Origin of the sequence: Streptacidiphilus carbonis, assembly GCF_000787775.1 — a bacterium.
Lineage (GTDB): Bacteria > Actinomycetota > Actinomycetes > Streptomycetales > Streptomycetaceae > Streptacidiphilus > Streptacidiphilus carbonis.
The window spans coordinates 230073-243922 of the sequence record NZ_BBPM01000006.1 but is presented as its reverse complement, the minus strand read 5'-3'; the positions used below and the strand labels follow the sequence as shown (position 1 = coordinate 243922).

Here is a 13850-nt window from a genome sequence, read left to right as displayed (position 1 = left end):
GGGGTATGTCGAAGGGGCCGCGTGGGCCCGCAGGTCCGTAGGGGGCGGCCGGGCCGAAGGAGCCTTCGGCGCCGCCGTGCCCCGCGTGGGCGAAGGCGCGGCGCACCGCGGCGGCGGTCTCATGGGCGAGCAGCCGGTGGGCCAGGGTGCCGTCGGCGAACTCCACGTCCCGAAGTGCCAGCCGGATGCCGTGCACCGCGTCGTCGCACAGCCGCCGGGCCTCGTCCAGACCGGTGCCGGTGGCGGCCAGTGGGTTCCAGGCGCCGGTGGCCCGATCCTCGGCCAGGTCCTCGACGGCGTCCAGCAGGTGCGCCAGCCGGCCGAAGAGCCGGCCGATCTCGGCCAGTGGGACGCGGTTGCCGGGTCGGCCGGCGAGTACGGCGGTGTGCTCCAGCGCCAGCGAGGTGGCGTGCTCGGTCGGCGCGGTCACCAGCAGCACCGAGCTGCCGCGTACCGCCGCGCGCTCCAACGTCCCCTGCTGGGCGAGGGTGTCGAACAGCAGCCCGGTGTCGAAGCCGAGGCTGCTGCCGCCGCTGCGGCTCTGCCGTCCCCAGCGTTCGGCGACCCCGCCGGCGGCCAGCGCCACCGGTCGGCGGGCGTACGCTCCGTCGCCGTCCTCGACGTGGTCGCGGACCTTGGCCGAGGCCAGCGCCAGCGACACCGCGGCGGCCAGCCTGGCCCCCTCGCCGCGGGCCACCGAGGCGGTGCGCATCCCGCGCAGCGGGCAGGGGCCCGCGGTGCGGCGTCCGGCCGTGCGGTCCTTGCTCTGGGCCTCGACCAGGACCGAGACGATCAGCCCGTCGTAGTTGGTGGCGGTCCGGGCCAGCTGTCCGTGGTCGTCCCGCAGGGCCAGGCAGAGGCCGCAGAGGTGGGCGGTCCAGGACTGGTGCAGCGACTCGGTGAGCCGGTGGCGGCAGGGCCTGATTATTCCGAACATCCGCGGGTGAGGGCCTTTCGGAGAGGAGAACGTGGCACGCGCCTGACGGCGTGCCACGGAGCTTCTCTGATCACCCTAGTGAGCCTGCATCAGTCATGGGGGCGGACGCAGGATGATGCGAAAAAGACAAAGGCAAGGAGAGAGCTCTCCTTGCCACTCTCAACGTATAGCGCACCGGGGGGCTTGCCACAAGGCCCGGGTCACCGCGCAGAATCGTCGGTCGATGCCACACCCTGCGGAAATGTGGCACGACGTGGAGGCATCGCAATGGTTGAGCAGTATGTGCTGGAACTTCAAGAGGTCGACGGGACACAGGTCGCGCTCGTCGGAGGCAAGGGCGCGCACCTCGGCACGCTGTCGCGGATCGAAGGCGTCCGGGTGCCGGGCGGCTTCTGTGTGACCACGGACGCCTTCCGCCGGATCATGGCGGCGGCGCCGTCGATCGACGACCGGCTCGATGAGTTGTCGCGCCTGAGCCCGGACGACGGGGAGGCGGTCCGCACGCTGAGCGCGCAGATCCGTCGGACCATCGAGGGGACCGCCGTCCCGGACGAGCTCGCGGCGGGGATCACCCGCGCGCTCGCCCGGCTCGGCGGGCAGGCCGCCTGCGCGGTCCGGTCCAGCGCGACGGCGGAGGACCTGCCGACGGCCTCCTTCGCCGGCCAGCAGGACACCTATCTGAACGTCATGGGCCCGACGGCGGTCCTCCAGCACATCAGCCGGTGCTGGGCCTCGCTGTTCACCGAGCGGGCCGTGGTCTACCGGCAGCGGAACGGCATCGACCACCGCACGGTGCACATGGCCGTGGTCGTGCAGCGGATGGTCCTCCCGGATGCGGCCGGCATCCTGTTCACGGCCGACCCGGTCACCGGCAACCGGAAGGTCGCCACCGTGGACGCGGGCTTCGGCCTCGGGGAGGCCCTGGTCTCCGGCCTGGTCAACCCGGACGTCTTCACGGTGCGCGACGGCGAGGTCGTCGCCAGGACCATTGCCGCCAAGCAGCGTGCCGTGCGGGCCCTGCCGGGCGGCGGGACGGCGGAAGTGGCGGTCGAACCGAAGCGGCAGCGGCAGCCGGTGCTGACGGATGCGCAGGTCCTGCAGCTGGTGCGGCTCGGACGGAGGATCGAGGCGCACTTCGGCCGCCCGCAGGACATCGAGTGGTGCCTGGCCGACGACGGCTTCCAGATCGTGCAGAGCCGGCCGATCACCACGCTGTTCCCGATCCCCGATTCCGGCGACCAGGAGAACCACCTCTACGTCTCCGTAGGCCACCAGCAGATGATGACCGACGCCATGAAGCCCCTGGGGCTCTCCGTGTGGCAGCTGACCGCCATGGTGCCGATGCACACGGCCGGCGGGAGGCTGTTCGTCGACGTCACCGCGCGCCTGGCCGCACCCGCGAGCCGGGCCGGCCTGCTGGACCTGATGGGCCGAGGCGATCCGCTGGTCAGGGACGCCCTGGAGACCGTCCTCGACAACGACGGCTTCGTCCTGCCGGCCCCGGCCGCGGCTCCGGCCGGGCCGCCGGCCGGCGGCGGCCGCGGTGCGCCCGCCCCGGTCGAGACGGATCCGGCCATCGTCACCGGGCTGATCGAGCGCAGTCAGGCGTCCCTCGCCGCGCTCGAACGCGACATCCGGACCAGGACCGGTCCGGCGCTGTTCGACTTCCTGCTGGAGGCCTTCGAGGAGCACAAGCGGGTGCTCAGCGATCCGCTGAACCTTCCGGCGATCATGGCCGGGATGGAGTCCACCTGGTGGCTCAACGACAAGCTGCAGGAGTGGCTGGGCGAGAAGAACGCCGCCGACACGCTGACCCTGTCCGCCCCCGACAACATCACCTCGGAGATGGGACTGGCGCTGCTCGACGTCGCGGACGTGGTCCGCCCGCACCCGGAGCTGGTGGCCTACCTGCAGGGTGTCGAGGGCGCCGACGGCGCCGACTTCCTGGACGAGCTGCCGAAGCTCCCGGGCGGGACCGAGGCGCGCGACGCCATCGAGGCCTACCTCGACCGGTACGGCATGCGCTGCGTCGGCGAGATCGACATCACCAGGCCGCGGTGGCGCGAGCGCCCCGCCACGCTGGTGCCGGTGATCCTCGACAACGTCAGGAACTTCGAACCGGGTGCCGCCGCGCGGCGCTTCGAGGAAGGGCGGCAGCGGGCGCGGCAGATGGAGCATGACGTGCTGTCACGTCTGCGGGCCCTGCCGGACGGGGACCGGAAGGCCGACGAGACCAAGCGGATGATCGACCGGGTCAGAACCTTCATCGGGTACCGGGAGTACCCGAAGTACGGCATCGTCAGCCGCTACTTCGTCTACAAGCAGGCCCTGCTGGCGGAGGCCGAGCGCCTGGTGCGGACCGGCGTGCTCGCCGAGCGGGAGGACGTCTTCTACCTCAGCTTCGAGGAACTCCGCGACGTCGCCCGCTCGAACCGGGCGGACATCCGGCTCATCCGGCAGCGCAAGGAAGCCTTCCGGTCGTACCAGGCGCTGACACCGCCCCGGGTGCTCACCTCGGACGGCGAGGCCGTCAACGGGGCGTACCGGCGCGACGACGCGCCGGCCGGCGCCCTGGTCGGCCTGCCGGTCTCGGCCGGGACGGTCGAGGGCAGGGCCCGGGTCATCCTCGACATGGCGGACGCCGACCTCGAGGCGGGCGACATCCTGGTCACGACCTTCACCGATCCCAGCTGGTCGCCGCTGTTCGTCGCGGTCGCGGGCCTGGTCACGGAGGTGGGCGGGCTGATGACCCACGGCGCGGTGATCGCCCGCGAGTACGGCCTCCCGGCCGTCGTCGGCGTGGACCAGGCCACCCGGCGAATCCGGGACGGCCAGCGGATCCGCGTCCACGGAACCGACGGCTACATCGAGCTCCTGACCTGACCGACCGCTGCGCCGACCCCGGTTACGCTGGGCCGATGACGGCGCAGCAGATTCCCTACCTCGCGGTTTCGACGCCGGACGGGCCGGTGGTGCACGAGACCGAGGTCAGGAAGTCGCGGTTCCTCTGCTCGCTGCTGCGGGTGGAGGACGAGGCCGAGGCGCAGGCGTTCATCGCGTCGGTGCGCAAGGAGCACTGGGACGCGCGGCACAACTGCACCGCCTTCGTCATCGGCGACCGGCCGCGCCGTGAGCGGTCCAACGACGACGCCGAGCCGGCCGGGACGGCGGGGGCGCCGATGCTGGAAGTGCTGCGGCGGCGCGGGCTCACCGACACGGTGGCGGTGGTGACCCGGTACTTCGGCGGGGTGCTGCTGGGCACGGGCGGCCTGGTGCGCGCCTACGGCGGCGCGGTGTCGGCGGCGTTGGACCAGGTCGAGGTGGTGGAACGGCGGCTGGTCGCGTTGCTCGCCGTGAGCACCGACCACCAACGCGCCGGACGTCTGGAGAACGATCTGCGCGCTGCCGGCCACCTGGTTCGCGAGGCGGTCTACACCGCGTCCGGGGTCCGCTTCGAGGTCGGCGTGCCGGCCGACCGGACCCAGGCGTTCGAGGCCTGGCTGGCCGCGGCCACCGCGGGCGCGGCGCAGCTGGAGCCGATCGGGACCGAGCGCGGCGACGTCCCCTGGAACGGAGCCGACCCGAGCCGCTGAGATTGTTGGAAGTCAACAATGCTCGCAAGGTCAACTCGGTGCGCTGCGGCACCCGCAGACAGCTCTATCCACGTGCCAGGGTGGGGATCGACGGCTCGGCTGCGTTGCTGACGGCTTGTCGGCGGTGCGCGGCCTTCATGGGTTTCCTACAGGCGGGAGTGCGGCGATGGCCATGCGGACGATCGAGGTCGCGGTGACCGGACTGGGCGCCAGCACTCCGCTCGGCGGTGATCTGGCTGCCACCTGGGAGGCCATGCTCGCCGGACGTTCCGGGACCGCGGTGCTCACCGAGGACTGGGCCGCGACGCTGCCGGTCCGGATCGCCGCGCCGCTCGCGGTCGAGCCGACCGAGACGCTGTCCCGGGTCGAGGCCAGGCGGCTGGACCGCTGTGAGCAGCTCGCGCTGGTCGCCGCCCGTGAGGCGTGGGCGCACGCGGGACGTCCCGGGGTGGACCCGGAGCGGCTGGCCGTGGTGATCGGCACCGGCACCGGTGGCACCCGGTCGCTGCTGGCCCAGGACGACATCCTGGAGCAGTCCGGACCGCGCAAGGTTTCCCCCTACACCGTGCCGATGCTGATGCCCAACGGCCCGGCGGCCTGGGTGAGCATCGACCTGGGGGCGCTGGGCGGCGCCCGTACGCCGGTGAGCGCCTGCTGCTCCGGGGCCGAGGCGATCGCCATGGGCCTGGACCTGATCCGTCTCGGCCGGGCCGACGCGGTGGTGGCCGGCGGGACCGAGGCCTGCATCGCCCCGCTGCCGCTGGCCGGATTCGCGCAGATGACAGCCCTGTCCTCGCGCAACGACGACCCGGACGCGGCCTCCCGTCCGTTCGACCTGGACCGGGACGGTTTTGTGATGGGGGAGGGCGCGGCAGTCCTGGTGCTGGAGCGCGCGGACCTGGCCCGGGCCCGGTCGGCCCGGGTGCACGCGCTGCTCGCCGGGGCGGGTGTCACCTCGAGCGCCGTCCACATCACCGCCTCCGATCAGCACGGCCAGGTCCGGGCCATCGGGCAGGCCCTCGCCGACGGCGGTCTGAGCCCGCTGGACATCGGCACGGTCCATGCGCACGCCACCTCGACCCCGTCCGGCGACCTGGTCGAGGCGGAGGCGGTGGCCGCGGCGGTCGGCACCCATCCGGTGGTCGCCGCCACCAAGTCGATGACCGGCCATCTGCTCGGCGCGGCCGGGGCCCTCGGCGCCGCGGTGGCGGTGCTGTCGCTGCGCGAGGGCGCCGTGCCCGCGATCCGCAATCTGGACCGTCCCGACCCGGGGATCAAGCTCGACCTGGTCCGGGGCACCCACCGCCGGGGTGTCTGGGACGCGGCGCTGGCCAACTCCTTCGGCTTCGGCGGGCACAATGTCACCCTCGCCTTCACCCGGGCCTGAGCTGCTGTGACGTGTGCGATCCGCCCGTTTCTGCCGGGTTGGGAGGTTCTGTTCATGTGAGCTGTGGCACTAACCAGGCCGGTTAACCTGCTGTTCACACATGGGCAACAGCTGGGAAATTGCGGAATGTGAGTCTCGGGCGCAGCACGACAGCGGACCTCCCCAGCGACGCGGAGCACCGCACGCGCGCCACCGCATCGTTCCCACCCCACCGCGAGGAATGCCGCCCGTGAGCTTCAAGGCTGAGTACATCTGGATCGACGGCACCGAGCCGACCGCCAAGCTTCGTTCGAAGACGCGGGTTCTGGCCGACGGTGCCGAGCTGCCCACCTGGGGCTTCGACGGCTCCAGCACCAACCAGGCCGAGGGCCACGCGTCCGACCGTGTGCTCAAGCCGGTGTTCTCCTGCCCGGACCCGATCCGCGGCGGCGACAACGTTCTGGTGCTGTGCGAGGTCTTCAACATCGACGGCAGTGCCCACGAGACCAACACCCGCGCGCTGCTGCGCCCCATCGCCGAGCAGTTCGCGGCGCAGGAGGCCATCTTCGGCATCGAGCAGGAGTACAACTTCTTCAAGGACGGCCGTCCCTTCGGCTTCCCGGTCAACGGCTACCCGGCCGCCCAGGGCGGCTACTACTGCGGCGTCGGCGCCGACGAGGTCTTCGGCCGCGAGATCGTCGAGCTGCACCTGGACCGCTGCATCGAGGCCGGCCTGGCCATCTGCGGCATCAACGCCGAGGTCATGCCCGGCCAGTGGGAGTTCCAGATCGGCCCGGTCGACGCGCTGACCGCCTCGGACCACCTGTGGGTGGCCCGTTGGCTGCTCTACCGCACCGCCGAGGACTTCGACGTCGCGGTGACCATCGACGCCAAGCCGGTGAAGGGCGACTGGAACGGCGCGGGCGCGCACACCAACTTCTCCACCAAGGCGATGCGCGAGAACTACGCCGCGATCATCACCGCCTGCGAGTCGCTGGGCGCCGACCAGGACAAGGTCCTGGAGCACGTCAAGCAGTACGGCCACGGCATCGAGGACCGGCTCACCGGCAAGCACGAGACCGCCCCGTGGAACGTGTACAGCTACGGCGTCTCGGACCGCGGCGCCTCGGTCCGCATCCCGTGGCAGGTCGAGGTCGAGCAGAAGGGCTACATCGAGGACCGTCGCCCCAACGCGAACGTGGACCCGTACGTGGTGACCCGTCTGCTGGTCAACACCTGCTGCAGCGCTCTGGAGAAGGCCGACCTGGTCTGATCCGCTCGACAGCACGCAGCGCCCGCCGGGGGTCCCGGCGGGCGCTGCGCTGTTCTGCGGACTGATCAGGAAGCCGGTCCAGACGCCCGGTCCAGGGGAGCCTGATCGGGGAGCCGGATCAGGCGTTCTTGACGAGGGAGACCTCGAACTCCAGCACGACCTTGTCGCTGACCAGGACGCCGCCGGTCTCCAGCGGGGCGTTCCAGGTGATGCCGTAGTCCTTGCGGCTGATGGTGTGCGAGCCCTCGAAGCCCAGACGCTTGTTGCCGAACGGGTCGGTCGCCGCGCCCTCGAACTCGAAGTCGATGGTGATCGGGTGGCTGACACCCTTGATCGTCAGGTCGCCGGACAGCTTGGCGTTGTTCTCGTCGACGAGCGTCGCGCCGGTGGAGCGGAAGGTGATCTCCGGGTAGTTGTCCAGGTCCAGGAAGTCGTTGGTGCGCAGGTGACCGTCGCGGTCGGCGTTGCGGGTGTCGATGCTGTCGACCTTGATCGAGAGCTCGGCGGTGGACTGCTCGGGCTTCTCGGCGTCGATCACGACGGTGCCGGTGAACTCATTGAAGGAACCGCGGACCTTGGTGACCATCGCATGCCGGGCGACGAAGCCGATGCGGGTGTGCGCCGGGTCGATGGTGTAGGTGCCGGACAGCTCGGGGGTGATGGCGGCCATGATGCGCTCCTCGATCGTGGTTCGTCAGTGGTTGATGTGTCACCCTTATAGTGGCGCAGGATGGGTGATGTGTCAACCAAGAGAGGTAGGGTGGATCCATGAACGACATCGACACCCCTGCTGAGCCGCGCTGGCTGAGCGACACCGAACAGCACGCCTGGCGCGTCTTCCTGCGGATGCAGGGCCAGCTGATCACCCGGCTCGGCCGGGAACTGCAGGCCGACTCCGACCTGTCCATCGCCGACTACGACGTGCTGGTGCATCTGACCGACCTGGCGGGCGGTCGGCGCCGGATCCTGGAGCTGGCCAGGGAGCTCGACTGGGAGAAGAGCCGGATGTCGCACCATCTGGCCAGAATGGCCAAGCGCGGACTGATAGCGCGCGAGGAGTGCCCCGCCGACGGGCGCGGCGCGTTCATCGCCATCACCCCGGCGGGGCAGGCCGCGATCGAGGAGGCGGCCCCGCGCCATGTGGAGCTGGTCCGCAGGATGGTGTTCGACGCGCTGACGCCGGAGCAGGTCGCGGCGCTGGGGACGGTCTCCGAGCAGATCCTGAAGCAGCTGGACGCGCCGCAGCCGAGCTGCGAGGGCTGAAGGGCGGGGGTGGCGGGGAGCGCAGGCGGCACGGCGGGGCGGACGGAGTCCCCTGTGCCCCGTCCGCCGCGCCGCAAGCCCCGCGCCTGCGGGGATCAGCTGCTCTGGATCGCTGCCGGGTCCATCCACATGATCTCCCACTGGTGCCCGTCCGGGTCCTGGAAGCTGCGCCCGTACATGAAGCCCATGTCCTGGGGCTCGTTCGACGGCTTGCCGCCGGCCGCCAGCGCCTTGTCGGCCAGCGCGTCCACGGCCTCGCGGCTGTCCGCGGAGAGGCAGACGATGGCCTCGGTGCCGCTGCTCGCGTCCACGATGGGCTTCTTGGTGAAGCGCTTGAAGTGCGCCTCGGTCAGCAGCATGGCGAAGATGTCCTCGCTGATGACCATGCAGGCTGCGTTGTCGTCGGTGAACTGGGCGTTGAAGGAGTAGCCCAGCGCCTCGAAGAAGGTCTTGGAGACGTCCAGGTCCTTGACGGGGAGGTTGACGAAGATTTTGGTGGCCATCGCGGTAGCTCGCTCTCTTTCGGGTCGCCCGTCCGTCCGGGTCGAACGGGCGGGGCTTTCGAAGAGGTTGACGCCGGGGGTGCCGGAAACTCATCGGTCCCGACGGAATCCCCCGGACGGCGCTGCGAACGCACGGCCCGGGACCGGCTCGGCCGGGGCTCACGACACCACGTCCTTGGCGCGGAAGTGCCGGAAGGCCAGCGCGAACAGCACCAGGGCGTAGCTCACCGAGACCGAGACGCCCTTGGCCATGCCGTTCCACTGCGGGTCGGTCTGCAGCAGGTCGACCCAGGAGTAGGCCCAGTAGGTGGGCAGGAAGTCGCGGACGCCGCCCAGGGCGGTGATCGCGCCCAGGATGTTGCCGAGGATGGTCAGGCCCAGCGCCCCGCCGACCGCGCCGAGCGGCGCGTCGGTCACCGTGGAGAGCCAGAACGCCAGTGCGGCGGTGACCAGTTGGCTGAGCAGGATGAAGCCGAGCGCGGTCAGCAGCCGGACCACGGCGGTCCCGGTGGGCAGCGCGCCGCCGGTGGGCAGTTGCAGCGGACCCCAGCCGTAGGCGGCGGTCCCGGCCGCCAGCGCCACCAGCGGGACCAGCACGGTGGCGACGGTGCTGAAGCCCAGTGCCACCGTCAGTTTGCTGACCAGCAGCCGGGTCCGCGGCACCGGCGCGGCCAGCAGGTAGCGCAGTGAGGACCAGCCCGCCTCGGAGGCCACCGTGTCGCCGAAGAACAGCGCGACCGGCACCACCAGGAAGAAGCCCGAGGACAGGAACAGGCAGGTCGCCGCGAAGTTGGGGCCGGAGGCGGTGGCGACGGTGAGCAGCGCATCCTGGTTGCGCCCCCCGCCGGGGCTTCCGCCGACCTGGAAGGCGATCAGGATGATCAGCGGCAGCAGTACCACCAGGGCGCCCATCGCGGCGGTGCGTCGCCGGCGCAGCTGGCGGACGGCCTCGACCCGCAGCGGCAGGGTGCGGCGTGCGGCACGGCGACTTCCTGCCGGGTCATGGGCCGTCTCGGCCGGCAGGTCCGACGGGGTGTCCGTGAGTGTGCTCATCGGGCTGCTCCTCCGATCAGGGTGAGGAACGCGTCCTCCAGGCGGCGGTGCGGGCCGAGGCTCTGCACCGGGATCTCCAGCCGGACCAGGTCGGCCGTCAGGTCGGCGGCCGAAGCCCCGGCGAGGCGGACCAGCAGCCCGTCGGCGACCTGTTCGGCCGAGGCCACCCCGGGCAGCGCGGCGACCTTGCCGAGCTGGTCGGCGTCGAGCGGCAGCACCGTACCGACCAGCACAGCGTCCTCGGAGCCGACGATGTCGGCGACCGGCCCGGCCTGCGCGAGCTGCCCGTGGTCCATCACCACCAGGTGGGTGCAGGTCTGCTCGACCTCGGCCAGCAGATGGCTGGAGACGATGACGGTGCGTCCGCCGGCGGCGTAGCCGGTGATCACCTCGCGCATCTCCCGGATCTGCGGCGGGTCCAGGCCGTTCAGCGGCTCGTCCAGGATCAGCAGGTCGGGCAGGCCCAGCATGGCCTGGGCGATGGCGAGCCGCTGCCGCATGCCCTGCGAGTAGGTCCGCACCGCGCGTTCGACCGCGTCGCCGAGACCGGCGATGGCCAGCGCCTCGTCCAGACGGGCTTCCTCGTCCGGGCGTCCGGTGGCCCGCCAGTACAGCTCCAGATTGGACAGCCCGGACAGGTGCGGCAGGAAGCCGGGACCCTCGACGAACGCGCCGACCCGGGACAGCACCGGGGCGCCGGGGCGTACTGATTGGCCGAAGACCCGGATCTCCCCCTCGTCCGGGCGGATCAGCCCCATCAGCATCCGCAGCGTCGTGGTCTTGCCCGCGCCGTTGGGGCCGAGCAGGCCCAGCACCTGGCCCGGCTCCACCTGGAAGGACAGGTCGCGGACCGCGTACCGGTCCGCTGACCCGGCATAACGCTTCGTCAGTCCCTGGATCCGCAGCGGCACCAGGACCAGTTCCGGGTCGGCGGCCGGGCGCCCGGACCAGTGCCGCCGGCGGCCGGTGAGCAGCAGCGCCGCCGCGATGGCCAGCGCGAGCAGCGGCAGGGCCCAGACCCACCAGGGGAGCGGGGCGGCCGCGGTGCTCAGAACCGGATCGGTGGGAACGCTGAGGTCGTTGCCGGCCAGCGAGACGGTGTAGGAGGCGGGCGCGGCGGGGGAGGCGTAGGCGAGGTCGGTGGAGGAGAGCACCAGCTCCAGCCGGTGCCCAGCGGCCACCTGGTGGTCCACGGCGGGCAGCCGCACCAGTACGTCCGCTCCGGCCCTGGCGCCGGTCACCCGCAACGGTGTGACCAGCTGCGAGGGCAGCACCCTGGCTCCCCCGGTGCCGGGGGCGACGTCGTAGAGCTTGGCGAACAGCACTGCGTCGTCGCTGTCGGCGCGGACGTGGATCCGCACCGTGGGCGAGCCGGTGATCCGCAGCGACCGGGTCAGCGGCTGGGAGGAGAACTCGGCCGACTGCCCGGGGAAGTCCACCGAAAGGCCCACGCCGAGGCTGGACAGCTGGCCGAGTCCGCCGATTCCGGGCACCACGGAGACCGCCGGCGGCGCGCCGCCGGGCGGATTGGCGAAGGTCTGCGGCGGACCGGACAGCGACACCGCCTCCGGGGAGTCCTCCAGACCGGGGTACGCGTCCGCGCTCGCGCCCTGCAGGGTGACCGTGCCGCTGGTGCTGTCGACACCGCCGCTGCGGCTGACCCGGAAGGCAGGGCCGGTGTCGGCGGCGGTGTCGCGCTTGAGGTAGCGGTCGAACCAGGCCGAGGTGCGCTGCTCGATCCGGGACGACTCCATGTCGCCGCCGTCATGGCCGCCGGCGATCCAGTCCACCGCGACCGGCGCGCCGTTGGCCCTGATCGCGGCGGCTGCCCGGTCGGCCTGGTCCAGGGGGAACAGCGAGTCGGTCTGGCCCTGGACCAGCAGCGTCGGCACCTTGATCCGCGTGGCCGCCGCCGAGGGGCTGCGCTGCGCGAGCAGCTGCTCCGCCGCCGCGTCGGGCTTCCCGGAGACGGCCACCCGCTGGTACATCGCGCACAGGTCGGGGGCGAAGCGGCCGCAGGTGGCGTCGTCGGTGGCGGTGATGCGCGGACCGGACTGGCTGGTGCTGCTCGCGGCGGACTGATCGGTCGATCCGGTGGTGAAGAAGATCCCGGCCCACAGCTTCTTGAACACACCGTCGGGGAACAGCGCGTCGGACAGGTTCCAGTAGGTGATCTCCGGGGCGATGGCGTCGACGCGCTTGTCGTAGCCGGCCGCCAGCAGCGCCACCGCCCCGCCGTAGGAGGCCCCGGCGACGCCGACCCGCGGGTCGCCGGGGGCGTCCAGCTGCACCTCGGGCCGCTCGGCCAGCCAGTCGATCAGGCCGCTGACGTCGGCGACCTCCGCTTTGGGGTCGTTCAGCCCGATGTCCCCGCCGGACGCGCCGAAGCCGCGTGCCGACCAGGTCATCACGGCGTAGCCCTCGCGGGCCAGCGTCTGCGCCTCGCCGGTCAGGTCGTTCTTGCTGCCGCCGAAGCCGTGCGCCAGCAGCACCGCGGGACGGCGGACATCCGAGCTGCCGGAGGTGAAGTAGGAGGTGTCGATCTTCACCGTCGCGGCGCTGCCCGGCGCCTCGGGGAGGGCCAGCACCTGGTCGGTCCGCTGCACGGACGCGGGACCGTGCCCGGCGACGGCGGTCCAGGTGCCGCCGCCCACCAGCAGGGCTGCGGCGGCCGCGCCCGCGAAAAGTGCTCGTCGCGGGCGGAGCAGGCTGAAGCCCATACGGGGTCCCTTTCGACAGGACGTCAGGAGTGCGGGGGATCCGACGGAGTGGATCACTGCTGGGAGAACGATCCCAGATGCGCACTCGTGCCCGAGTCCCGCCCCCGTGTCGCCGGCCGTGGCAGCCGCTCACCGCCGCTCGCCGCGCAACGCCGTGCAGCCCGCGCGCGCCAGGATGCGCGGGGCTGCACGGGGTCCGGTCGCCTCGGCCGTGACGGCCGTCCTGGTGACTGCTGGTCAGGTCACCCGGGCAGGCTGCCTACAAGGTGACGCGGCACCGTGAGGAGTGTCAAGACCGCCTCAGTTCGGCACGGTGTCGGTGAAGTGGGTGCCGGCCGACTCGTAGGCGTTGACGGCGCTCTGGACGTCGGTGGGGGACTGGGCGCCGGAGGCGTTGTAGTAGACCCAGTTGACCTTCTCGTCCCAGGTACGGGCGCCGGTGAAGGGCAGGTCGATGAACCACTCGTTGAAGTCGATGGTCATCTTCTCGCGCGGGTAGTACTTGCCGTTGCTGGAGAAGTACTGCTGGCCGTCGACGTAGTAGGTGACGGTGCCGCCGGCCACGGTCATCTGCAGGGTGTGCCAGCCCTGCAGGCTGGAGATCACATTGTGGGTGACCCGGTCCATGGCGTCGGCGCTGTACCAGCTGGTGGTGTAGAGGGTGGGGCCGGGCGCGCCCCAGCCGCCGTTGGGCAGGTACTCGTTGTCGAGCTCGCTGTAGAGCGAGTCGTCCGGGGTGATGGTGTAGAAGGTCTCGTTGACGTGGTCGCCGTTCTGGCCGCTGGTCGGGGCGTCGTTGAAGTAGACCCGGGCCGCGTAGGTGCCCTCGAAGAACTTGCGCTGGGTGGTGTCGATCTCGGCCTGGGTGGTGCCGGCCGTGGTGCCGTCGGTGGTGGCCTGCAACTGCATCACCTGGCCGCCGAGGGCGGTGGGGTCGCTGGGGAAGCTGATGGCGCCCGCGGACCAGGTGTTCTGGACGCCGGGTCCGCCGGAGCCGGTACGCACGGTCCAGTCGTGCGCGGCCAGGGCGGGGTCTCCGGAGCCGGTGTAGTGGAAGTCGTCGAAGAGGGTGGCGCCGGAGGGCGGGGTCGAGCCGCCGGTGGGGGTCCCGGTGGGGGACGGTGTCGGGGTGGGGGTGGAGG

General features: G+C 71.7%; 11 protein-coding genes. 5 read left to right on the top strand and 6 right to left on the bottom strand.

Annotation, left to right across the window (positions count from 1 at the left end; genetic code table 11):
- Positions 1-937 (bottom strand): DUF5685 family protein (locus TR46_RS07325; protein ID WP_236655238.1); only part of this gene is annotated, 937 nt, incomplete at its 3' end.
- Positions 938-1204: 267 nt separating this feature from the next.
- On the opposite strand from TR46_RS07325, the gene rph reads away from it, so the two are divergent.
- From rph to glnII, 4 genes are all read left to right on the top strand, one after another.
- Positions 1205-3820 carry a rifamycin-inactivating phosphotransferase gene (rph, locus tag TR46_RS07320; RefSeq protein ID WP_042395467.1) on the top strand — a complete coding sequence of 872 codons (2616 nt, stop codon included), beginning with the start codon at positions 1205-1207 and terminating at the stop codon, positions 3818-3820.
- Positions 3821-3855: 35 nt separating this feature from the next.
- A complete protein-coding gene (locus TR46_RS07315; RefSeq protein ID WP_042395465.1) occupies positions 3856-4530 on the top strand; it encodes a YigZ family protein in 675 nt (224 codons plus the stop codon).
- 166 nt (positions 4531-4696) lie between these two features.
- Positions 4697-5917, top strand: a complete 1221-nt coding sequence (locus tag TR46_RS07310; protein ID WP_042395463.1) for a beta-ketoacyl-[acyl-carrier-protein] synthase family protein — start codon at positions 4697-4699, stop codon at positions 5915-5917.
- A gap of 229 nt (positions 5918-6146) precedes the next feature.
- Entirely contained in the window at positions 6147-7169 is a 1023-nt protein-coding gene (glnII, locus tag TR46_RS07305) for a glutamine synthetase (protein WP_042395450.1), read from the top strand.
- 118 nt (positions 7170-7287) lie between these two features.
- Here glnII and TR46_RS07300 read toward each other — a convergent pair whose 3' ends face one another.
- Positions 7288-7839, bottom strand: coding sequence for a YceI family protein (locus TR46_RS07300; protein ID WP_042395448.1), 552 nt, complete (start codon positions 7837-7839; stop codon positions 7288-7290).
- Positions 7840-7937: 98 nt separating this feature from the next.
- On the opposite strand from TR46_RS07300, the gene TR46_RS07295 reads away from it, so the two are divergent.
- A complete protein-coding gene (locus TR46_RS07295) occupies positions 7938-8432 on the top strand; it encodes a MarR family winged helix-turn-helix transcriptional regulator (protein WP_042395445.1) in 495 nt (164 codons plus the stop codon).
- A 95-nt stretch (positions 8433-8527) separates the two neighbouring features.
- Here TR46_RS07295 and TR46_RS07290 read toward each other — a convergent pair whose 3' ends face one another.
- The 4 genes from TR46_RS07290 to TR46_RS07275 all read right to left on the bottom strand — a co-directional run.
- Positions 8528-8935 (bottom strand): VOC family protein, encoded by a 408-nt coding sequence (locus TR46_RS07290; protein ID WP_042395441.1) that lies wholly within the window; start codon positions 8933-8935, stop codon positions 8528-8530.
- Between the two features lie 159 nt (positions 8936-9094).
- The gene (locus TR46_RS07285) at positions 9095-9988 is read right to left on the bottom strand and encodes an ABC transporter permease (protein ID WP_152626332.1); all 894 of its coding nucleotides are present in this window, start codon (positions 9986-9988) and stop codon (positions 9095-9097) included.
- Positions 9985-12708 carry an alpha/beta fold hydrolase gene (locus TR46_RS07280; RefSeq protein WP_042395438.1) on the bottom strand — a complete coding sequence of 908 codons (2724 nt, stop codon included), beginning with the start codon at positions 12706-12708 and terminating at the stop codon, positions 9985-9987. The genes TR46_RS07285 and TR46_RS07280 overlap by 4 nt, the downstream gene beginning before the upstream one ends.
- A gap of 300 nt (positions 12709-13008) precedes the next feature.
- Positions 13009-13850, bottom strand: an 842-nt coding sequence (locus TR46_RS07275; protein WP_161790095.1) for a glycoside hydrolase family 16 protein, incomplete at its 5' end; no start/stop codon positions are given.